This window comes from Labrys sp. Lb11 (assembly GCF_057554225.1).
Genome location: NZ_BAAJOT010000002.1, coordinates 118830 through 138385, shown reverse-complemented (window position 1 = coordinate 138385; position 19556 = coordinate 118830). Strand labels below are relative to the sequence as shown.

Sequence of the window (19556 nt, the reverse complement as noted above, 5' to 3'; positions counted from 1 at the left end):
GAAGCCGGCGCCAGGGCCTCTCAGCCCATCGTCGTCTCGATGAAGGAAGCAGTGCGCTCGTAATGCGCCCTGAGGAGTCCGGTGGCGCGGGCCTCGTCGCGGTCGAGAGCGGCTTGCGAAAGCGCCGTATGCTCGGCCTGGATGTCGCGGCCCTTCTCGCCGGCGCGCCGGCGCAGCATCGGCGCGCGGTAGCGCTCGGTCTCCATGTAGAGCGTCTGGAAGAAGTCGAGCAGCCAGTTCGAGCCGCAGGCGCCGATCAGGGCGCTGTGGAAGGCGCGGTGGCGCTGCTCGAGCACCCGCAGATGGCCGTCATTCTCGCCCTCGTCCCCGGCGGTGGCCCGGGCCGCCTGCCGGTTGAGGGCGTGCAGGGCGCTGACGATGCCGGTCTCCCAGGCGTCGTCGCCGTTGCGGATCGACAGACGCAGGGCCTCGGTCTCGATCAGGATCCGCGTCCGCGTCGCATCCCACATCTCCTCCCTGGACAGGGAGGCGACGCTGAAGCCGCAATTGGGCACGCTGACGACCAGCCGCTCGGCGGCAAGCCGGTTCAGCGCTTCCCTCAGCGGCGAGAAGCCCATGCCGTAGCGCGCCTTGAGCTCGGCCATGCGCAGCGGCTGGCGGGGCTGGAAGGCGCCCCGGACGATGTCGTAGCGCAACTCCTCGAAGGCCTGGTCGGCGAGGGTGGTGTCGGTCCTGTCCAGCATGGGGGCGAGTATGGCGGATCCGCGATTTGCGTGCAAACAAGGATTTTCGAAAATTCATATTGCGTTCGAAAATTCATTGCGCCAGTCTGCGCGCAGCTCGTTCGGGGAGATCGCGATGTCTCGCAAGCATGAGAACCACCGGGAGGACGTTGCCGGCCGTGCCAATGTCGAGGACACGCCCGAGCTTCTCGCCTATTACGACGAGCTGGGCGGCCATCACGCCGGCGCGCTGTGGACCGTCGCCAACAAGATCGAGCCATGGCAGCCGAAATCGCAGTCGGTGCCGGTGGTCTGGCGCTATCGCGACCTGCGGGACAAGGTGTTGCGCTCGGTGGAGCTGGTCAGCCCGGAAAAGGCCGGGCGGCGGGTGATCTACCTCGCCAATCCCGGACGCGCCGAGGTCGCCGCCGCCGTCGGCTGGATCTATGCCGGCCTGCAGGTGATGAAGCCGGGCGAGGTGGCGAGCGCGCATCGCCATTCCGCCTCCGCCATCCGCTTCATCATCGAGGGGGCGGGCGCCTACACCGTCGTCGACGGCCACAAGATGACGCTCGGTGCCAATGATTTCGTGCTGACGCCGAACGGCACCTGGCACGAGCACGGCGTCGAGGCCTCCGGCTCTCCCTGCATCTGGCAGGACGGCCTCGACATCCCGCTCGTCAACGCCCTGGAGGCGAACTTCTACGAGGTCCATCCCGACCTTTCCCAGGCCGTGGTCTTTCCCGTCGACGACATGACCCGGACCTGGGGCAATCCCGGGCTGACGCCGGTCGGCCAGGCCTGGTCGAAGGGCTACAGCCCGATGTTCAAGTACGAGTGGGCCCCGACCTACGAGGCGCTGGCCCGCTATGCCGCCTGCACGGACGGCTCGCCCTATGACGGGGTGCTGATGGAGTACGTCAATCCGGTGACGAACGGACCGGTGATGCAGACCCTCGGCGCCTCGATGCAGTTGCTGCGCCCGGGCGAGCACACCAGGGCGCACCGGCACACCGGCAGCGGCCTCTATCATGTCGCCAAGGGGCGCGGCCATTCGATCATCGACGGCCGGCGCTTCGACTGGCAGGAGCGCGACATCTTCTGCGTGCCTTCCTGGGCCTGGCACGAGCATGTCAACGCCTCGGCCGGCGACGATGCCTGCCTGTTCTGCCTGTCCGACCTGCCGGTGATGCGCGCGCTCGGCCTCTATCGCGAGCAGGCCTTCGGCGACAATGGCGGGCACCAGCCCCTCGTCGCGTGACCGGCCCGGGCCGCTGCGGCCCGTTCTGTTGAAAGGATGCTGTCTCCATGAAGCTGGTGACCTATCGCGCCTCGGTCGAGGCCGCGGCCCGCCTCGGCGTCGTCGAGGGGGATCTGGTGGTCGACGTGGCCGAGCTCGCCGCCGCGTTCGGCAGGACGCTGCCCGCGTCCATGCTCGGGCTGATCGATCTCGGGCGCCCCGGGCTCGACGCGCTGCGGGATCTGCTCGCCCGGGCCGGCGGCGCCTTTCCCCCCGGGGCGGCCACGGCCCTGGCCAATGTGCGGCTGCTGGCGCCGATCCCGCGGCCGCGCAAGAACATCTTCGGGATCGGGCTCAACTATGTCGAGCACGCCGCCGAGAGCGCCCGCACCCTCGACACCAGCCGGGAACTGCCGAAGCAGCCGGTGATCTTCTCCAAGCCGCCGACGACCGTGATCGGCCCTGGAGCCGCCGTCGAGCACAACCGGGCGATCACCGGGCAGATGGATTGGGAGGTCGAGCTCGCCGTCATCATCGGCACCACGGCGCGCCGGGTCGGCCGCGAGGCCGCGCTCGACCATGTCTTCGGCTATTCCGTGATGATCGACATCTCCGCCCGCGACAATCGCCGCTCCGGCCAGTGGATCGTCTCCAAGGGGCAGGACACCTATGCGCCCTTCGGCCCCTGCATCGTCACCGCCGACGATATTCCCGACCCGCACCGGCTCGACCTCTGGCTCACGGTGAACGGGGTGGAGAAGCAGCGCTCCAACACGCGGCACATGCTGTTCAAGGTGGACGAGCTCATCGCCGACATCGCCGCCGGCATCACGCTCGAGCCCGGCGACATCATCGCCACCGGCACGCCCGAAGGCGTCGGCGCCGGCCGCACCCCCCAGGAATGGCTGTGGCCGGGCGACGTGATCGTCGCCCATGTCGAGGGGATCGGCACGCTGCGCCAGCCCATCGTCGACGTCACGCCGGCCTGAAGCGGCCGCATCGCCCGGAGCGTCCCATGGCCCGGCCCTGCACGATCGCCGACACCCGGCCGAAGCGGCCGGCGGGAGAGACCTGATGCGCTTCGATCTCGCCGGGCTGGAGACGCCGATCGTCTACAAGCTGCTCGCCTCGACGGTGGTGCCGCGGCCGATCGCGTGGATCACGACCATGGACGGGGAGGGGCGCGTCAACGCCGCGCCCTACAGCTTCTTCAACGTCATGGGCTCGGCCCCGCCGACCGTCGTCGTCGGGCTGCTCGCAGACCCGGCGCGCGGCTTCAAGGATACCGCGCGCAACATCCTGGCCCGCGGGCAGTTCGTCATCAACCTGGTGCCGGAACGGCTGGTGGAGGCGATGAACGTCACCGCCGTCGACGCGCCGGCCGGCGTCGAGGAACTGGCGCTCGCCCGCCTCGACACGGCGCCCAGCACGCATGTGGCGCCGCCGCGCATCGCCGCGAGCCCGGTCGCCCTGGAATGCGTGAACCATGCCACGGTCGTGACCGGGCCGCACCAGAGCGTGGTCATCGGGCGCGTGCTGTCCGTCCATGTCGATGACCGCTTCGTCCTGGATGCGGAGCGCGGCCATGTCGACACGCCCGGGCTCGACCTCGTCGCCCGCAGCGTCGGCTCCGGCTATGTGCGCACGCATGACACGTTCGAGCTCACCCGTCCGACCTGGAGGGATTGGAGCGCAGGGCAGGCTGGGGGCGCCGAGGGGGCCTGAGACGATGACGCACGTCGAGAAGAACACAATCCCGAGAGAATGAAGCAACGCCTGGCCGGATTTACGGTCGCCATGTCTGTCGAAACGCAAGAATCGCGTGAGGAACCACGCGCGTCTGCAGCCTGAACATTGTCCTTCTCGCGACATGACTGTCCATTCCTGTCGAATACGCAATATTTCGGCGAGATGCTCTTGACAGTCGAGCGAAGGCGGTGATTACTAAACCGATTAGTAAAAGAAAAAATCGCCCCTGAACAGGGGTGGAGGGAACTGCGAATGCTCCAGGAAGTGATCGAGGGCAAATGGCTGGCGTCGTTCCGGCGCGTCCTCGCCCTCAACGGCATCGGCGCCGGCACCAGGGTGGCGATCGTCGGCGAGACCCAGTCGCGGCCGGTGCTGCTGCAGCTCTCGGGCCTGGCCTGCCACGACCTCGGCGCGGAGTACCACACCATCATCATGCCGACGCCGCCGCAGACCGCGCCGGTGCCGGTGAAGTCGACGGGAACCTCGGTGGCGCTGCAGCGCCAGCGCCCGGTGATCGAGGCGCTGAAGCGGGTGGAGGTCATCGTCGACTGCACGGTCGAGGGCCTGATCCACGCGGTCGAATGGCCGGAGATCGAGGAAGCGGGCACGCGCCTCTTCGTCGTCTGCAACGAGCATCCGGAGATCCTCGAGCGCACCGAACCGAAGGCGGAGATGGGGCCGCGGGTGGAGCGCGGCATCGCGATGCTGCGGCAGGCGAGCGAGATGCGCGTCACGTCGCGCGCCGGCACCGACCTCGTCGTCGACATCCGCGGCGCTCCCTGCGGCGGCACGCCCGGCTTCACCACGAAGGAGGGCGGCGTCGCCCATTGGCCGGGCGGGCTGTGCCTGTGCTTTCCTGGGCCGAAGACGGTGAACGGCCGGATCGTCATGGACGTCGGCGACATGAACCTGACGTTCAAGACCTATCTGAGCTCGCGCATCGACATCACGGTGACGGACGACTTCATCACCGAGATCAGGGGCGACGGCCTCGATGCCGAGCTGTTCCGCGACTACATGGCCGCCTGGGAAGACCCGATGGCCTACGGCTTCTCCCATATCGGCTGGGGCATGCATCCCGGCGCCCGCTGGGTGTCGGCCGCGCTCTACGACAAGCGCGACATGCAGTCGACGGAGTTCCGGGCCTGGGCCGGCAACTTCCTGTGGTCGGTCGGCTCGAACCAGTACGCCGACCGTTTCACCCTGGGCCATTTCGACCTGCCGATGCGCCGCTGCACCATCGCGCTCGACGGCGAGACCGTCGTGGACGAGGGCGTGCTGCGGGGCGATCTGCTGACCTGACTGCCTGACCCGAGGCCCGGCGCCTCGGCTGCCGGAATCCTGCACCAGACCTGCTGCCAGCGTGCTTCGCACCCCACGGGGGCGAGGCCGACCGGAGATGCCTATCATGAGCGATATTGCCGACTACTACGATCTGTCGCGTCTCAGGCCCCGCCACATCGAGATGCTGCGCCTGGCCAACGAACTCGGCCGCGAGAAGTTCGCGGGCCGCGCCGCCGGCATCGACATCGATGCGAGCTTTCCGGTGGAGAACTACCGCGATCTCGCCGAGCACGGCTTCCTGACCCTGACCATCCCCGAGGAGTTCGGCGGAATGGGCTTCACCGTCGGCGAATATGCGATGGTCGGGGCCGAGATCGCCAAATATTGCGGGGCGACGGCGCTGACCTTCAACATGCACCAGTCGTCGATGATGTGGTCGCGCTTCATGTTCGACCTGCCCAACCTCACCGAGGCGGACCGCGCCGCCTTCGCGCCGCTGCGCGAGCGCCAGTTCCGACGGGCGGTGCGGGAGCGGGCGATCTACTCCCAGCCGATCTCGGAAGGCGGCCAGAACTGGACCTCCAAGCCGGCGCAGACCTGGTGCCGCAAGGTCGAGGGCGGCTGGCTGATCAACGGCCGGAAGAAGTTCGCCAGCCTCGCCGGCTATTGCGACTATTACTCGATCGTCTGCACCGAGCATTTCGAGGGCGTCGAGCCCCGCCATGAGGACACGATGATCTTCGTGGTGCACAAGGACAGCAAGGGCCTGCAGGTCGTGGGCGAATGGGATCCGCTCGGCATGCGCGGCACCAACTCGCGCGACCTCGTCCTCACCGACGTCTTCGTCAGCGAAAACGATTTGATGATGCCGCGTGGCATCTTCATCAAGACGCTGCCAAACTGGCCGCACATGATGGCGACGCTGTCGCCGACCTATATGGGCGTCGCCCAGGGCGCCTACGACTTCACGGTCGACTATCTGCGCGGCCGCGTCCCCGGACAGCCGCCGATCGACCGGCGCATGTACGCCACCAAGCGCATGGCCGTCGGGCGCATGTACCAGACGCTCTCGCAGATGCGGGCGCTGTGGTGGCAGGCGATGTCGGAGGCCAAGGGCTTCCCGTCCAAGGCCGAGGTGATGCGGCTCTACGCCGCCCAGTATGCGGTGATGGAAGGGGCGCAGGAGATCGCGGCGCTCGCCATCCGCACCTGCGGCGGACAGTCCATGCTCAAGAGCCTGCCGCTCGAGCGCATGTACCGCGACAGCCGCTGCGGCGCGCTGATGCTGCCCTACACCTCGGAGATCATGGAGGACTACCTCTCGATCCTGACCCTCTACGACATGGACGAGCTCGACGCGGCGCCCGGCGACGAGGGCGGGGCGCGCTCCTCGCTCTGGCGGGGCGAGCACGGCTCGGCCAAGGGAGCGCGCTGAGCGATGCAGGCCGAGGCCGTCCACGTCGCCGCCGCGATCCCGGCCGCCCCCGATGCGCTCTGGGCCGTGGCCGGCGATTTCTTCGGACGCTGGCATCCGGCGGTCCGCAGCGTGAGCCGGGAGCTCGGGCCGCGCGGCGAGGAGGTCCGGCGCTTCACGGTCCATGGCGAGGACACGGTCTATCGCGAGCGCATCACCTATCGCAGCGACAGCGACCGGGTGCTGGCCTACGCCCATGTCGAGGGCATTGCCGGCGTCGCGCGCTACGAAGCCCGGATGACGGTCGAGCCGGAGGGGAGCGGCAGCCGCATCCGCTGGTCGGCCGAGATCGAGGCGCCGCAGCCGCGGGCGGCGGCCATCGCCCGCGGCACCGAGGCGATCTTCGAGGCCGGCCTCGCGTCGCTCGCCGAGGCGGTGCGTGCCGGCGCCCTGCCGCCGCCCATGGCGGAGCAGCAGGCCGGCGAGGAGCCGGCCGCGATCCGCGACCTCGTCCTGGCGGGATCGCCACGCCTGGCGGTGAGCGTGACGCCGGAGCGGGCCGGACCGCTCTGCCTCTTCCTGCACGGCATCGGCGGGAGCCGCGGCAACTGGCGCCGGCAGCTCGGCGCCGTCGGCCGGCACATGCGGGCGGCGGCCCTCGATCTTCGCGGCTATGGCGGCAGCGACCTCGGCCCGCGGGCCTCGCAGGTCGAGGACTATTGCGCCGACATCCTGCGGGTGGCCGACGCGCTCGGCGCCGGCAGGCTCGTCCTCTGCGGCCTGTCCTACGGCGCCTGGCTGGCGACCTCCTTCGCCCTGCGCCATCCCGGCCGGCTGGCCGGCCTCGTGCTGTCCGGCGGCTGCACCGGCATGTCGGAGGCCGCGGCGCCGGAGCGCGAGGCCTTCCGCCGCAGCCGCGAGGAGCCGCTCGCGGCCGGACGGACACCGGCGGACTTCGCCCCGGCGGTGGTGGACGTGATCGCCGGCCCCGATGCGTCCGAGGCCGTGAGGGAGGAACTGCTGGCGAGCATGGCGGCGATCCCGGCCGCGACCTACCGCGACGCGGTCGGCTGCTTCACCACGCCGCCGGAGCGCTTCGACGTCTCGCGCCTGACGATGCCTGTGCTGATGATGACCGGCGAGCACGACCGCCTGGCCTCGCCGGGCGAGATCCGCGGCGTCGCCGGGCGGATCGCGGCGCAGGCGCGGCCGGCGGACGTGCGCTTCGAGGTGGTTCCCGGAGCCGGACATGTCTGCAACCTCGAGCAGCCCGCCGCCTACAACCGCCGCCTCCTCGCCTTCGTCCGGAGATTCTCGCCGTGAACCACCTGCCGGCCCGGGAACGCAACCGCCTCGCCAAGGAGAAGCGCATCCTGGATGCGGCGCTCGAGGTGTTTTCGGCCGACGGCTATTCCGGCACCTCCATGGACGCGATCGCCGCCCGGGCGGGCGTGTCCAAGCCGACGCTCTACCAGTATTTCGGCAGCAAGGAGCAACTCTTCGCCGCCATCCTGCTCGCCGGGCGCGACCATATGCTGGAGCCGTTCACCCAGCTCAAGCCGGGCGGCATGGTGGCGGCCCTCCACGCCTTCGCCTGGGCCTATGCCGACGTGGTGATGCGGCCGCAGTTCCTGTCGCTCGCCCGCCTGATCATCGGCGAGGCCCAGCGCTTTCCCGAGATCGGCCGGGCCTACCAGGCCGCCGGCCCCGACCGGGTGCTGCGCGGCATGATGAGCTACCTGGAGAAGCAGCGCGACGCCGGGCGCCTCGCCTTCGACGACGAGGAACTCGCGGCCGAGGACCTGTGGGCGCTGATCCTCTCCGCCCCGCGCAACCAGGCGCTGCACATCCCGGACGCGCCGGTCGGCCGGGCCGAGCTCGCCCGCTACGTCAACAACGGCCTGAAGGTGTTCCTCAAGGCCTATTCCACCGATCCCAACACGGATCTCGCACAACTCGAGACACTGGTCGAAGCCGGGGAAAGCAAGGCAGGTGCATCATGACGTCATTGACGGAAGTCGCCGGCGACACGGATCGGTTCGCGACGGTCGCGGTGGTCGACACCAATGGCGCGCTGCGCGGCCAGATGGTGTCGCGGCGCAGCCTGGAGGGCATCCTCCGGCACGGCATGGGCATGTCGCCGGTGACGCTGGCGCTCGACCCGACCGACCAGGTGCTGGACCTGCCCGGCGTCAGCGACGGCACGGCCGACTACCATGACGATCCGCTGGTCGTGGACCCCGCCAGCGCCCGCCGGCTGCCCTGGTCGAAGCCGGGCTTCGACCTGCTCCTGCTCTCCAACTATGCCGGGGCGACCTCCGCCCTCTGCCCGCGCTCGATCCTGAGGCGCGTGCTGGAGCGGGCGGGCGAGGCCGGCTTCGTGCCGAAATACGGGATGGAGCTCGAATACACCCTGTTCGACGAGAGCGTGGAGAGCGCCCGGGCCAAGGGCTACCGCAACCTCAAGACCGCCACCCAGCACGCCAGCCACGACCTCGTGCTCTACCAGGCCGTGCGCAGCGAATGGTACGAGGACGTCGCCGCGATGTGCGAGCCGCTGCGGATCGACCTCGCCAAGATGCACGAGGAGATCGGCGGCGGCTTCCTGGAGGCCTGCATCGCCGCAGGCGAGGGGCTGGAGCCGGCCGACCAGCTCGTCCTGCTCAAGACCTTCATCCGCGCGCTCGCCATGCGCCAGGGCCGCTGCGTCACCTTCATGCCGCGCTGGACCGAGCAGGCCGACAGCCAGTCGGTGCATGTGCACGTCTCGCTGAAGGACCGGGAAGGCCGGCCGCTGTTCGGCGACGCGGACGATCCAAGGGGGATGTCGCGGACCTTCCGCCACTTCATCGGCGGCCTGCAGGCCCATCTCGGCGACCTGTCGCTCCTGTTCCTGCCGACGGTGAATTCCTATCGCCGCTTCGCGCCGGGCACCTTCGCGCCGCCGGGACTGACCTGGGGCTTCGAGAACCGCACGACATGCCTGCGCGTCGTCGGCCACGACGCCGGCTCGATACGCGTGGAGAACCGCCTGCCCGGCGCCGACACCAATCCCTACCTGACGGTCGCCGCCACGGTGGCGGCGGGCGTCGCCGGCATCCTGGACAGGATCGAGCCCGACCCCGAGATCATCGGCAACGGCTATGCCCGGGAGGGAGAGCGGCGCGACTTCGCCCGTTCCATGCCCGAGGCGATCGAGCGCCTGACGGCCTCCGCCCATGCCCGAGACTGGCTCGGCGAGCGCTTCGTCGAAGGCTTCGCCGCCACCCGCCGCAGCCAGTACGACTCCTTCCGGTCGAAGGTGCCGGACGTCGAGCTCGAACGCTTCTTCGATCTGGGGTGAAGGCGATGAGCGAGGCCCGCACCATCCGCCAGTCCTTTCTGGAAGGCATGAGCCGGGTCGCCGCCAGCGTCTCGGTGATCACCACCGACGGCCAGGCCGGGCGCGCCGGCGTCACGGTCAGCTCGATGACCTCGGTGTCGGCCGACGGGCGCGGGCCGTCGCTGCTGGTCTGCGTGCACCATATGAGCCCGGCCGCCGCGGCCATCCTGGGCAACCGGGCCTTCTGCGCCAACCTGCTGCACGAATCCCAGGGGGCGGTCTCCGACCTGTTCTCCGGCCGGCAGAAGCCGGAGGCCGGCTCTCGCTTCGACGCCGTCGGCTGGCGGGCCGGCGAGCTCGGCCTGCCGCTGGTCGAGGGCGCGGCCGCAAGCTTCGAATGCGTCCTGAAGACCGCGGTGCTGTGGGACACGCACCACATCCTGGTCGGCGAGGTCGGGGCCGTCCATCTCTCGGAGCGCCACGAGCCGCTCCTCTACGGCCGGCGCGAATATCGCCGGTCCGTCCAGCTCGACGGCGGCTCGTCGGGGTGACGAGGCCGGGCGCCGGGCCGGCGCCGCGCGACGGCGGCGCCGAACAGGCTCGATCCAGGAAAACAAAGATCAACGAGGGTGGAAGATGGCTGAAACGATCCTGCCGAGCATGGCCAACCAGTTGCGCCGCAACAGCCTGGGCGTCGGCGCCGTGACGTTCATGGTGATATCGGCGGCGGCGCCCCTGACCGGGGCGGCCGGTGCCGTGCCGATCTCGATGCTGCTGGGCAATGGCGGCGGCATACCGGCGACCTTCCTTCTGGTGACCTGCGTCATGCTGGCCTTCTCGGTCGGCTATGTGGCGATGGCGCGGCACGTGCAGAACGCGGGCGCCTTCTACGCCTATTCCGCCCGCGGCCTCGGCGGCGGCATGGGCGGCGCCACGGCGATCATCGCGCTCCTGTCCTACAACGCCATGCAGATGGGCCTGCTCGGCCTGCTCGGCGGCGCGGCCGCGGCCACCTTCGGCGCCCTCGGGCTGACGCTGCCCTGGTGGGCCTGGAGCTTCATCGCCATCGCCGCCGTCGCGGTGTTGGGCTATCGCCAGGTCGACCTCTCGGCCAAGGTGCTGACCGTCCTGGTCCTGATCGAATATGCGGTCGTGCTGCTGGTCGACGCCGCCATCCTGGTGCAGGGCGGCGAGTCCGGGCTCGCCATCCCGTTCTTCGACAGGGAGACCTTCTTCAGCGGCTCGGTGCCGGTGGCGATCCTGTTCTGCATGGGCTCGTTCATCGGCTTCGAGGCCACGACGATCTATTCGGAGGAGGCCAGGGATCCGGAGCGGACCATCCCGCGCGCCACCTATCTCTCGGTCCTGTCGATCGGAGCCTTCTACATCCTGACGACCTGGCTGATGGTCGCCGGCGTCGGCGCCGACAAGCTGATGCCGACCCTGCAGGGGCTGCAGGACCCGACGACCTTCCTGTTCGACCTCGCCGGGCGCTATGTCGGCGGGCCGGTGCCGACGCTGATGGGCTTCCTGTTCATCACCAGCCTGTTCGCGGCGGTGAGCGCCTTCCACAACTACATCGCCCGCTACACCTATGTCGGCGGCCGCGAGGGCCTGCTGCCGGCGGCCTTCGGCACCACCCACGACGCGCATCAGAGCCCGCATATCGGCTCGATCTCGCAGACCGTGCTGGCGGTCGCCGTCGTCGGGCTGTTCGCCGGCCTCGGCCTCGATCCCGTGCTGAACCTCTTCACCTGGATCAGCCAGATCGGCACGCTCGGCGTGCTCGGCATGATGTCGCTGACCTCCTTCGCGGTGATCGCCTTCTTCCGGCGCAACCGCTTCGGCGGCAACCCGCTGACCGTCGTGGTCATGCCGGTCCTCGCCGGGATCGTGACGCTGGTGCTGTTCGTCTACATCTTCGTGCGCTTCAGCGACCTGACCCAGGCCAGCGGCGTCCTCGGGATCGTCCTGCCCTCGCTGGTTCCGGTGGCCGGCGTGGTCGGCTACCTCGTGGCCAAGCGCCTCCAGCGCGTCGATCCCGTCCGCTACGCCAGGCTCGGCAGCAACGCCTGACGCCGGCCGCGACACGATCGTCTAGAGCAAAGCGCGTTTTGGTGGAAACGCGCTTTGCTCCAGCTCCTTGTTGCGACGCGTCTTTGCGACTTGACGCGATTCCGTCAAATCGCAAAACGCTCTAGGCCGCCGTGGCCTCCGAATGCAGGCAGCCCCGCCGGACACGCGATCCGGCGGGGCTGCGGGGCGGGCGGGTTCTCAGAAGATCGAGTCGTAGGAGGCCTGCAGGTGCTGGATCGCCTGGTCGCTGGTCATGCTCGGGTCGGTCCAGAAATTGCCGGCCACGTCCCAGATCGCGCCCAGCCAGTCGCTGTCGACGGTCGCCGCCGGGTTGGCGTGCTGGAACGCCGGGTCCTTGAGCATGTCCAGCACCTCCAGCATCCAGGGCGTCAGCCCCTCGCGGCTGACGTCCATGCGGATCGGGATCGAGCCTTTGGCCAGGGAAAAATCGTGCTGGACCTTCGGGTCGAGGTCGATGGTGGCGAAGCGCAGGGCCGCCGCCATCTTGTCCGGATTGCCGGAGTTGAGCACGCCCCAGACATTGGTTGTCACCGCCAGCCCCTTGGTGCCGGGAATGTTCATGCAGTCATAGTCCTTGCCCTGGACCTTGCCGGCCGAGCGGAACTCGCCGGTCATCCAGTCGCCGTGGATCTGCATCAGCGCCTTGCCGCCGATCACCAGGTTGGTGGTGTCGTTCCATTTGCGGTTGGGCGACCCGGCATCGGCATGGCGCTGCATGGTCCGAAGCGCGTCGAAGGCGGCACGCATCTCGGGCGTGTCGATCGCGGTGCGATCCGGCTGGCTGCCGTAGATGCGCTCATAGATGACGCCGCCGGAGGTCGCGGCGATCAGCGCATGGAAGAGGTAGCCGAGTTGGAAGCGGTCGGCGCCGATGGCGAGCGGGATGTAGCCCTTGGCCTTGATCTTGTCGAAGTCGGCATAGAAGTCGTCCATCGACTTCCAGGCGGTCGGATCGACACCGGCATCTGCGGCCACGGCGCGGTTGAAGCAGGCGACGCCGTCGATGTGGATGCCGTTCGGCACCTTGGACTTGACGCCGTCGAGCAGCACCGCCTGCTGCACCGAGGCCGGCATGTGCTCGTAGGCGCCGTTCTTGGCGTAGAACTCCTCCAGGTTCAGCAGCTTTCCTTGCTCGCGCAGGTCGCGATAGATGCCGACCTTGGCCTCGTGGAACACGTCGGGCGGGTTGCCGCCGGCGACGAGGTTGGTCAGGCTGATGGTCGAGCCGGTGTCGTGCGGCACCGAGACGTCGTGCCAGACGTCGCCGCCGGCCTCCAGCTGCATGCGCAGCACCTGCAGCGCCGCCATCTCGGAGGGCGAGGCCCAGTCGTGGAACACGATCAGGTCGGCCGCCGCGACGCTTGCCGTCATCGCGGCCGACGCCAGGACGGCGAGGCCGATCTTCTTCAGCTCATGCATGGTCTTCCTCCCGAGTTTCTTGTCGTGGGTCAGAGACGACGCCCGGTTTCGGCGTCGAAGAGCTTGAGGCGCTGCAACGGGAACGACACCGGCACCGTCGGCGCCTGCTGCAGCGCCGCCGCCTGCTCGCGGCCGAGCCGCACCGCGGCGAGCCCGGCGGGCAGTTGCAGGAAGGCGACGGCTTCGGAGCCGACCTTCTCGAAATAGCTGGCCGGCAGGTCGAGCCGGGTCGAGCCGTCCGGCGCATAGGGGCCGACGCGGATATGCTCGGGCCGGATGCCGACCTTGACGCGCTGGCCGTCCCGCGGCCGGGCGCGGAAGCGGCAGCCGGCGATGTCGAAGGCGAGGCCGTTGGCGGCGTCGATGGCGGCAAGGCCGGAGCCGTCCTGGCGGATCACGGCGTCGAAGACGTTCATGCTGGGCGAGCCGATGAAGTCGGCGACGAACAGGTTCTCCGGCTCGTCGTAGATCTCGTCCGGCGTGCCGATCTGCTGGATCACGCCCTTGTTCATCACCGCGATCCGGGTCGCCATGGTCATGGCCTCGACCTGGTCATGGGTGACGTAGACCATGGTGTTCCTGAGCTCGCCGTGGAGCTTCTTGATCTCCATGCGCATTTCGGTGCGCAGCTTGGCGTCGAGATTGGAGAGCGGCTCGTCGAACAGACACACGCCGACCTGCTTGACCAGCGCCCGGCCTATGGCGACGCGCTGGCGCTGGCCGCCGGAGAGCTGGGCCGGCCGGCGGTCGAGCAGGTGCTCGATCTGCAGCAACTTCGCCGCCCAGGCGATGCGCCGCTCGACCTCGCGGGCGGGAAGGCCGCGCGAGCCGAGCCCGAACTTGAGGTTCCCGCGCACCGTCTTGGTCGGGTAGAGGGCGTAGGACTGGAACACCATGGCCAGGCCCCGGTCGCTCGGGTCGAGGTCGGTCACGTCGCGGCCGTCGATGCGGACCTCGCCGCCGCTGGGGTCGACCAGCCCGGCCAGGATGTTGAGCAGGGTGGTCTTGCCGCAGCCCGAAGGCCCGAGCAGCACGACGAACTCGCCGGCGCCGATGGCCAGGTCGAGCTCGTGCAGGACGGTGACCGGGCCGAACGCCTTGGAGATGCTTTTGAATTCGACGGTAGCCATGCTTATCCCTTGATCGCCCCGGCGGAGATGCCCTGGACGAAGAAGCGGCCGAGAAGGAAATAGATCGCCAGGGGCGGAAGGGCCGTCAGCAGCGCCGCGGCCATGTAGACGTTGTATTGCTGCTCGCCGGTCGCGGTCATCGCCAGCGCGTTGAGGATGGTGGTCATCGGCTGGTTGTTCTGGGCGCCGAAGGTCAGGCCGACCAGGAAGTCGTTCCACACGTTGGTGGTGACCAGGATCAGCACGACGATGGCGATGTTGCCGGACATCGGCGCGACGATCTCGGCGAAGATGCGCCAGAAGCTGCCGGAATCGATCATCGCCGCCGCGATCAGCTCGCGCGGGATATCGCGGTAGAAATTGGCGAAGATCAGGGTGACGATCGGCAACAGCAGCGCCGAATGCACCACGGCGATGCCGAAGGTGGAGCCGTAGACGCCGAGCACGCCGGTGATCTTGATCAGCGGGTACATGATGATCTGGAACGGCACGAAGGCGCAGACGAACAGGAGGAACAGCGCCGTGCCGGCCCAGCGGATGTTCCACAGCGCCAGCGCGTAGCCGGTGACCGCCGACACCGCCATGGTGAGGACGATGCTCGGCGCCAGGATCAGCAGCGAATTGACGAAGCCGACGCTGACGCCGCCGCAGCTCATGCCGGCGCAGATGCCGGACCAGGCGAAGCTCCAGGCCTCCAGCGTCCAGGTCGAGGGCAGGGCGAAGATCTGGCCCTGGCGGATCTGGTCCATCGTCTTCAGCGAGGTGACGACGATGACGTAGAGCGGCACCAGGAAGAACAGCGCCGCCATGGCGAGGAAGGCGTAGACCGCGATCCGGTGCGGCCGGAGCCGGCGCGGGCGCCGGGCTGCCGCCGCCGGCGCGGCGGCCTGCTGGGACACGGTCATGGCTGCCGCGACCTCCAGGCGCTGTAGGCGACGAAGGGGAGGAACAGGGCGAAGGTCATCGCGAGCATGATCGCGGCGGCGGCGGAGGCGTAGCCGAGATTGGCCTTCTCCCAATAGGCGTTGATGGCGAAATAGGCCGGCACGTAGGAGGCCGTGCCCGGGCCGCCCTGGGTCATGGCCAGCACGACGTCATAGGCCTTGACCACGTTGATCGAGATCAGGATGGCGCAGGTGACGAAGGTGAACTTCATCATCGGCATCACCACCTCGGCGTAGAAACGCCAGAACGGCACGCCGTCGAGCTTCCCGGCCTTCCAGATGTCGGGGGTGATGCCCTTCAGCCCGGACAGCATCAGCGCCATGAAGAAGCCGGTGTTCTGCCAGACCGAGGCGAGGATGATGCCGTACATCACGGTGCGCGGCGAGGCGATCCAGCTGAAGTTCACCCAGTCCCAGCCCATGGCGCGGAAAAGGTTCTCGACGCCGAGCTGCGGGTCGAAGAGCCAGCGCCAGACGATGCCGGTGACGATCAGCGAGATGGACAGGGGATAGAGGAAGACGGTGCGAAAGAAGCCCTCGCCGCGCACCTCCCGGTCGATCAGCGCGGCCAGCACGAAGCCGATGGCGATGCTGGCCAGGCTGCCGACGCCGAGGATGCCCATGTTCCACAGGGCGCCGGTCCATTTGGGATCGGAGAACAGCCGCACATACTGCTTCAGCCCGACGATCTCATAGTCCGGGAAGCGCCGGCTGGCCGTGAACGAGAGGTAGATCGACCAGGCGATCGAGCCGGCGAAGGCGGCCGTCGCGACGACGGCGGCCGGCGCCAGCGCCAGCCGGGGCGCAATCCTGCTCCACCGCATCGGCGGGGCTCCTCCTGTGGAAGGCTACTGGGGGGCGGAGAGCGTCTTGCGATTTGACGGAACCGCGTCAAGTCGCGAAGGCGCGTCGAAACAAGGCGTTAGAACAAAGCGCGTTTCCACCGAAGCACGCTTTGCTCTCGGCAAGGCGGGCGTCAGGTCCAGTCGAGGCCGCGCATTGCGCGGAAGTTCGCCATGCTCCTGCGGATGCTGTCGATCTCGTCCAGCCGCGTATAGTCCTGCTCGACCAGGATATAGGGCACGCCGAAGGCGTTGCCGGCGTCGATCACGTCCTGGATCTTGATCATGCCGTCGCCGACCTCGATGAAGTGCTCGGGCTTCACCTGCGACAGGAAGCCCCGGAAATCGAGCGGCACGTCCTGGTCGAGCACGGTCCAGGCGTTGAGGTGCTGGACCTGGTCGAACGGAAAATCCTTCTCGTGGATGATGGCGATGCGCTCGCCGTACTGGCGGATCTTCTCCACCGGGTTGAGCGCGCCGCGCAGCGTCCAGTAGGCGTCCAGCTCGATGCCGACGAGGCCCGGATCGGTGTTGTCCATGATCAGGTCGAGCATGTAGGCGCCGTCGAAGCGCTGAAACTCGTGATAATGGTTGTGGTAGAGGAACTTCATGCCGGCCCGCCGGCACTTCTCGCCGATGCGGTTGTAGAGGTCGCAGCGCTCGAGCAGATAATTCCGGCTGGGGAAGAAGTCGATCGGCAGCGAGATGCTGCTGCTGCCGAGCTCGGCGTAATAGGCGATGGTGCGGTCGATCGCCGCCTCGTCGCGGTAATAGGCGTCGATGTCGGCCCAGTCGGTCGGCATGAAATGCGCGCCGATGACGGTAAGGCCGAGCCCGTCAGCCGCGGCCTTCAGTGCGTGCGCCGGGATGTCGACGCCGGTGCCGGCGTCCTTCTCGGCCTTGTGATTGGCCACTTCGATGAAGCGATAGCCTGTCTGCGCGACCTTTTCGAGCGTGCCGAGCGGGTCGCGCTCGAACGCGTTGCGGACGCTGTACATCTGGAGGCCGACTTTCATGCCCACCGCAGTCCTCTCCCGTCATCATGTCCGAAGCATGATGTTCTTGATTTGAATGCAGATGAAATCGGCAAATATTCCAAGTCATACCCTAATTCCTCAGGGAATGCTTAATTCTATCGGATAACATCTGCAGGAAAACCCTGGGCTCCAGCGGGATTTGTACTCCCGATGGATTAAGGGTTGCCAACTCGGCTAGCTATGGAACCGTTTCCGTAGCAAGTCAAGCATTTGTGGAAACGGTTCCATATTTTTATTCGCGAGCCGCTCGCTTTCGTGTATGCAGGGATGGCTGCAGTCGGAGAAACCCATGGCGAAGCGCACGGCGAGGATGAGGGATGTCGCGGAGCGCGCCGGAGTCGGCCTGACCACGGTCAGCAGGGCGTTCAGCGAGCCCGACAAGGTCTCGCCGGAGACCTTGCGGCGCATCGAGGATGCGGTGCGCGACCTCGGCTACACCGTCAACATGAACGCCCGCAGCCTGCGCGGGCGGACGAGCGGGCTGGTGCTCGTGCTGCTGCCCGACATCGGCAACCCGTTCTTCTCGGCCGTGCTCAAGGGCGTGGAGGAGGCGGCGCGCGCCGCCGGCCGCGTCATCCTGATCATCGAGACCGGGCGCGACAAGGCGCCGGACCAGCCCTACACCGCCCAGTCCTACATGAGCCAGCTCGACGCGCGGCGGGTCGACGGGCTCCTGGTGCTGGACGGCTCCTTCACGATCGAGCCGGCCGTGCCCGGGGACGAGGAGCGCTATCCGATCGTGGCGGTGACGGAACGGGCGGCGGGCGGCCAGCTCGGCTATGTCGGCATCGACAATGTCGCCGCGGCGAGCACCGCCGTGCGCTTCCTGGCCGGCAAGGGCCACCGGGCCATCGCCCATCTCGCCGGCACGCCGCGCACCGTCACCGCCGGCGAGCGCCTGCGTGGCTTCCGCCAGGCCATGGCCGGGCTGGGACTGCCGGTCGAGGAGGCCTGGATCGCCCATGGCGACTTTTCCATCGCCTCCGGCCGGCGGGCGGCGCGGCGCCTGCTCGACACGCCCCGCCGACCGACTGCGATCTTCGCGGCGAGCGACGAGATGGCCATGGGCGCGATCCACGAGTTGAAGGCGGCGGGGTTGCGCGTCCCGCAGGACATTTCGGTGGTCGGCTTCGACGACATCGACTTCTCGGAGGTCTTCGACCCGCCCTTGACCACCATCCGCCAGCCCCGGCAGGCCATGGGGCGGATCGCCATGGAAAGCGTGGTCAGAAGCCTGGAAGAGGACGCCATGCCGACGGATGTGCTGCTGCCGTTCGAACTGATCGAGCGGGGCAGCGTGGCCGGACCGGGGGGATGAGGCCGGATGGCCTCGTGGCCATCTCTCCGTCTTCCGCCGCGACCCTGCGTCGGGGGGCGGACGACGATCGGGTCCGCGTGGCATCCGCCGGACTGGGCTGGAGGGGAGGCATCGAGCCTGGCGGCGCCCCGGACGTCTCGCTGACGAGCTTTATACCTGCACGAGGATCGCCAGCGCCGGGCCGACGGCTTCCGGCGAAATCTGCGCCTCGTCCGCGACAATCACACCTTCGCTCCCGGTGCGGGAGCAGGCTCCGACAACGCCGGCCGGACGCTACGGGATCAGCCGGAAGACCCGTCGTCCAGCTGACACGCTCCTGGGAAGGCCGCCGAGCGAAGCGCCGACGGCCTCGGGAGCACAATCGGCCGCTTCGCCGGCCTCTTCACCTCAACCGAGCGCGCGAATTGCTTCGCCGTCGCCCGACAGGATGCCGTATGAACGGATTCCGCTCTAGCGGCAGACGCGGCGCCCGTTGACGATGGCGCAACGCACGGCCGGCCGGGGAGTCACGACGACCGCCCGGGGAGCCACGACGGCACGCGGCCGGTGCGCGACCACCGCGCCGTTCGGGCCTGCGCAACCGGCGCGATAGACGCCGCGCGCGCACACCGCCGCCTCGGCGCTGGTCGGGACGATCATCAACGCGGCGCCCCAGGCCGCAGCGGCGACAAGCATAGCCTTTACCATTTCAGTCTCCTTGAATTCTGGCACGGAAGCCAAGGACGGATCCTAGCAGCGTCGAGCGGCGGACACCCGTAGAATCCTGTATGTTCGGGTGTGTTGGGGGCAGCGGCAACGATGCGGGGCGCTGCCGGCTCGGAAGAGGCCGGCAACGATTGGAGACCTGGTGGGGGTGGGCCCGGTCGGGAGCGCCAGGTTGCCCCATTGTCCCGGCGACCAGGCCCTGGCGCTGTCGGCCCGGCCCGAATTGATAAAACTGCCGTAACATACGCCCGCTGCCGGCTGTAACGGGGAGTTGTCCGCGCTGTTTCCCTTGACCTGCGCATTGCCCGCACGGACTATCGGGCCGGCTGGGCCTTGCCTTCCCGGCGTCGGGGACCGCGACCCTGGAGAACG

General features: G+C 68.4%; 18 protein-coding genes. 11 read left to right on the top strand and 7 right to left on the bottom strand.

All coding sequences use genetic code 11. The annotated features are described in order from the left end of the window. Positions 1–20: 20 nt before the first annotated feature. Entirely contained in the window at positions 21–704 is a 684-nt protein-coding gene (locus AC27L4_RS05840; protein ID WP_487141110.1) for an FCD domain-containing protein, read from the bottom strand. A 115-nt stretch (positions 705–819) separates the two neighbouring features. Here AC27L4_RS05840 and AC27L4_RS05835 point away from each other — a divergent pair, with 115 nt between their 5' ends. The 10 genes from AC27L4_RS05835 (at position 820) to AC27L4_RS05790 (ending at position 11768) form a co-directional block, all read left to right on the top strand. Further along, positions 820–1944 carry a cupin domain-containing protein gene (locus tag AC27L4_RS05835; RefSeq protein WP_487141109.1) on the top strand — a complete coding sequence of 375 codons (1125 nt, stop codon included), beginning with the start codon at positions 820–822 and terminating at the stop codon, positions 1942–1944. A gap of 47 nt (positions 1945–1991) precedes the next feature. Next, entirely contained in the window at positions 1992–2912 is a 921-nt protein-coding gene (locus AC27L4_RS05830) for a fumarylacetoacetate hydrolase family protein (protein WP_487141108.1), read from the top strand. An 85-nt stretch (positions 2913–2997) separates the two neighbouring features. Next, a complete protein-coding gene (locus AC27L4_RS05825; RefSeq protein WP_487141107.1) occupies positions 2998–3648 on the top strand; it encodes a flavin reductase family protein in 651 nt (216 codons plus the stop codon). A 276-nt stretch (positions 3649–3924) separates the two neighbouring features. Beyond that, complete coding sequence (locus AC27L4_RS05820) at positions 3925–4974, top strand: 2,5-dihydroxypyridine 5,6-dioxygenase NicX family protein (RefSeq protein WP_487141106.1); 1050 nt, start codon at positions 3925–3927, stop codon at positions 4972–4974. A 106-nt stretch (positions 4975–5080) separates the two neighbouring features. Next, a complete protein-coding gene (locus AC27L4_RS05815) occupies positions 5081–6391 on the top strand; it encodes an acyl-CoA dehydrogenase family protein (protein WP_487141105.1) in 1311 nt (436 codons plus the stop codon). 3 nt (positions 6392–6394) lie between these two features. After that, positions 6395–7693 carry an alpha/beta fold hydrolase gene (locus tag AC27L4_RS05810; RefSeq protein WP_487141104.1) on the top strand — a complete coding sequence of 433 codons (1299 nt, stop codon included), beginning with the start codon at positions 6395–6397 and terminating at the stop codon, positions 7691–7693. Then, the gene (locus AC27L4_RS05805; RefSeq protein WP_487141103.1) at positions 7690–8373 is read left to right on the top strand and encodes a TetR/AcrR family transcriptional regulator; all 684 of its coding nucleotides are present in this window, start codon (positions 7690–7692) and stop codon (positions 8371–8373) included. The genes AC27L4_RS05810 and AC27L4_RS05805 overlap by 4 nt, the downstream gene beginning before the upstream one ends. After that, positions 8370–9713 (top strand): glutamine synthetase family protein, encoded by a 1344-nt coding sequence (locus AC27L4_RS05800; RefSeq protein WP_487141102.1) that lies wholly within the window; start codon positions 8370–8372, stop codon positions 9711–9713. The genes AC27L4_RS05805 and AC27L4_RS05800 overlap by 4 nt, the downstream gene beginning before the upstream one ends. 5 nt (positions 9714–9718) lie before the next feature. Beyond that, positions 9719–10243, top strand: coding sequence for a flavin reductase family protein (locus tag AC27L4_RS05795; RefSeq protein ID WP_487141101.1), 525 nt, complete (start codon positions 9719–9721; stop codon positions 10241–10243). Between the two features lie 85 nt (positions 10244–10328). Continuing rightward, entirely contained in the window at positions 10329–11768 is a 1440-nt protein-coding gene (locus AC27L4_RS05790) for an APC family permease (protein WP_487141100.1), read from the top strand. Between the two features lie 198 nt (positions 11769–11966). Here the strand turns inward: AC27L4_RS05790 and AC27L4_RS05785 are convergent, their stop codons facing one another. From AC27L4_RS05785 to AC27L4_RS05765, 5 genes are all read right to left on the bottom strand, one after another. Further along, positions 11967–13208: an ABC transporter substrate-binding protein gene (locus tag AC27L4_RS05785; protein ID WP_487141099.1), complete on the bottom strand. Its 1242-nt coding sequence runs from the start codon at positions 13206–13208 to the stop codon at positions 11967–11969. Between the two features lie 29 nt (positions 13209–13237). Beyond that, positions 13238–14338, bottom strand: a complete 1101-nt coding sequence (locus AC27L4_RS05780) for an ABC transporter ATP-binding protein (protein ID WP_487141098.1) — start codon at positions 14336–14338, stop codon at positions 13238–13240. A gap of 2 nt (positions 14339–14340) precedes the next feature. After that, complete coding sequence (locus AC27L4_RS05775) at positions 14341–15243, bottom strand: carbohydrate ABC transporter permease (RefSeq protein WP_487141097.1); 903 nt, start codon at positions 15241–15243, stop codon at positions 14341–14343. Further along, the gene (locus AC27L4_RS05770; protein ID WP_487141096.1) at positions 15240–16106 is read right to left on the bottom strand and encodes a carbohydrate ABC transporter permease; all 867 of its coding nucleotides are present in this window, start codon (positions 16104–16106) and stop codon (positions 15240–15242) included. The genes AC27L4_RS05775 and AC27L4_RS05770 overlap by 4 nt, the downstream gene beginning before the upstream one ends. Positions 16107–16258: 152 nt before the next feature. Next, the gene (locus AC27L4_RS05765; RefSeq protein WP_487141095.1) at positions 16259–17140 is read right to left on the bottom strand and encodes a sugar phosphate isomerase/epimerase family protein; all 882 of its coding nucleotides are present in this window, start codon (positions 17138–17140) and stop codon (positions 16259–16261) included. 310 nt (positions 17141–17450) lie between these two features. Here AC27L4_RS05765 and AC27L4_RS05760 point away from each other — a divergent pair, with 310 nt between their 5' ends. Next, entirely contained in the window at positions 17451–18479 is a 1029-nt protein-coding gene (locus AC27L4_RS05760) for a LacI family DNA-binding transcriptional regulator (protein ID WP_487141094.1), read from the top strand. A 450-nt stretch (positions 18480–18929) separates the two neighbouring features. Here the strand turns inward: AC27L4_RS05760 and AC27L4_RS05755 are convergent, their stop codons facing one another. Beyond that, on the bottom strand, positions 18930–19166 hold the full coding sequence (locus AC27L4_RS05755; protein ID WP_487141093.1) for a hypothetical protein: 237 nt from the start codon (positions 19164–19166) through the stop codon (positions 18930–18932). Positions 19167–19556 lie beyond the last annotated feature (390 nt).

Excerpts from the sequence above, each read along its gene's own strand:
- AC27L4_RS05770 (WP_487141096.1), bottom strand. The coding sequence starts at position 16,106 with ATGCGGTGGAGCAGGATTGCGCCCCGGCTGGCGCTGGCGCCGGCCGCC.
- AC27L4_RS05800 (WP_487141102.1), top strand. The coding sequence starts at position 8,370 with ATGACGTCATTGACGGAAGTCGCCGGCGACACGGATCGGTTCGCGACG.
- AC27L4_RS05815 (WP_487141105.1), top strand. The coding sequence starts at position 5,081 with ATGAGCGATATTGCCGACTACTACGATCTGTCGCGTCTCAGGCCCCGC.
- AC27L4_RS05840 (WP_487141110.1), bottom strand. The coding sequence starts at position 704 with ATGCTGGACAGGACCGACACCACCCTCGCCGACCAGGCCTTCGAGGAG.
- AC27L4_RS05825 (WP_487141107.1), top strand. The coding sequence starts at position 2,998 with ATGCGCTTCGATCTCGCCGGGCTGGAGACGCCGATCGTCTACAAGCTG.
- AC27L4_RS05790 (WP_487141100.1), top strand. The coding sequence starts at position 10,329 with ATGGCTGAAACGATCCTGCCGAGCATGGCCAACCAGTTGCGCCGCAAC.
- AC27L4_RS05795 (WP_487141101.1), top strand. The coding sequence starts at position 9,719 with ATGAGCGAGGCCCGCACCATCCGCCAGTCCTTTCTGGAAGGCATGAGC.
- AC27L4_RS05785 (WP_487141099.1), bottom strand. The coding sequence starts at position 13,208 with ATGCATGAGCTGAAGAAGATCGGCCTCGCCGTCCTGGCGTCGGCCGCG.
- AC27L4_RS05765 (WP_487141095.1), bottom strand. The coding sequence starts at position 17,140 with ATGAAAGTCGGCCTCCAGATGTACAGCGTCCGCAACGCGTTCGAGCGC.
- AC27L4_RS05760 (WP_487141094.1), top strand. The coding sequence starts at position 17,451 with ATGGCGAAGCGCACGGCGAGGATGAGGGATGTCGCGGAGCGCGCCGGA.
- AC27L4_RS05810 (WP_487141104.1), top strand. The coding sequence starts at position 6,395 with ATGCAGGCCGAGGCCGTCCACGTCGCCGCCGCGATCCCGGCCGCCCCC.
- AC27L4_RS05755 (WP_487141093.1), bottom strand. The coding sequence starts at position 19,166 with ATGGTAAAGGCTATGCTTGTCGCCGCTGCGGCCTGGGGCGCCGCGTTG.
- AC27L4_RS05835 (WP_487141109.1), top strand. The coding sequence starts at position 820 with ATGTCTCGCAAGCATGAGAACCACCGGGAGGACGTTGCCGGCCGTGCC.
- AC27L4_RS05775 (WP_487141097.1), bottom strand. The coding sequence starts at position 15,243 with ATGACCGTGTCCCAGCAGGCCGCCGCGCCGGCGGCGGCAGCCCGGCGC.
- AC27L4_RS05830 (WP_487141108.1), top strand. The coding sequence starts at position 1,992 with ATGAAGCTGGTGACCTATCGCGCCTCGGTCGAGGCCGCGGCCCGCCTC.
- AC27L4_RS05780 (WP_487141098.1), bottom strand. The coding sequence starts at position 14,338 with ATGGCTACCGTCGAATTCAAAAGCATCTCCAAGGCGTTCGGCCCGGTC.
- AC27L4_RS05820 (WP_487141106.1), top strand. The coding sequence starts at position 3,925 with ATGCTCCAGGAAGTGATCGAGGGCAAATGGCTGGCGTCGTTCCGGCGC.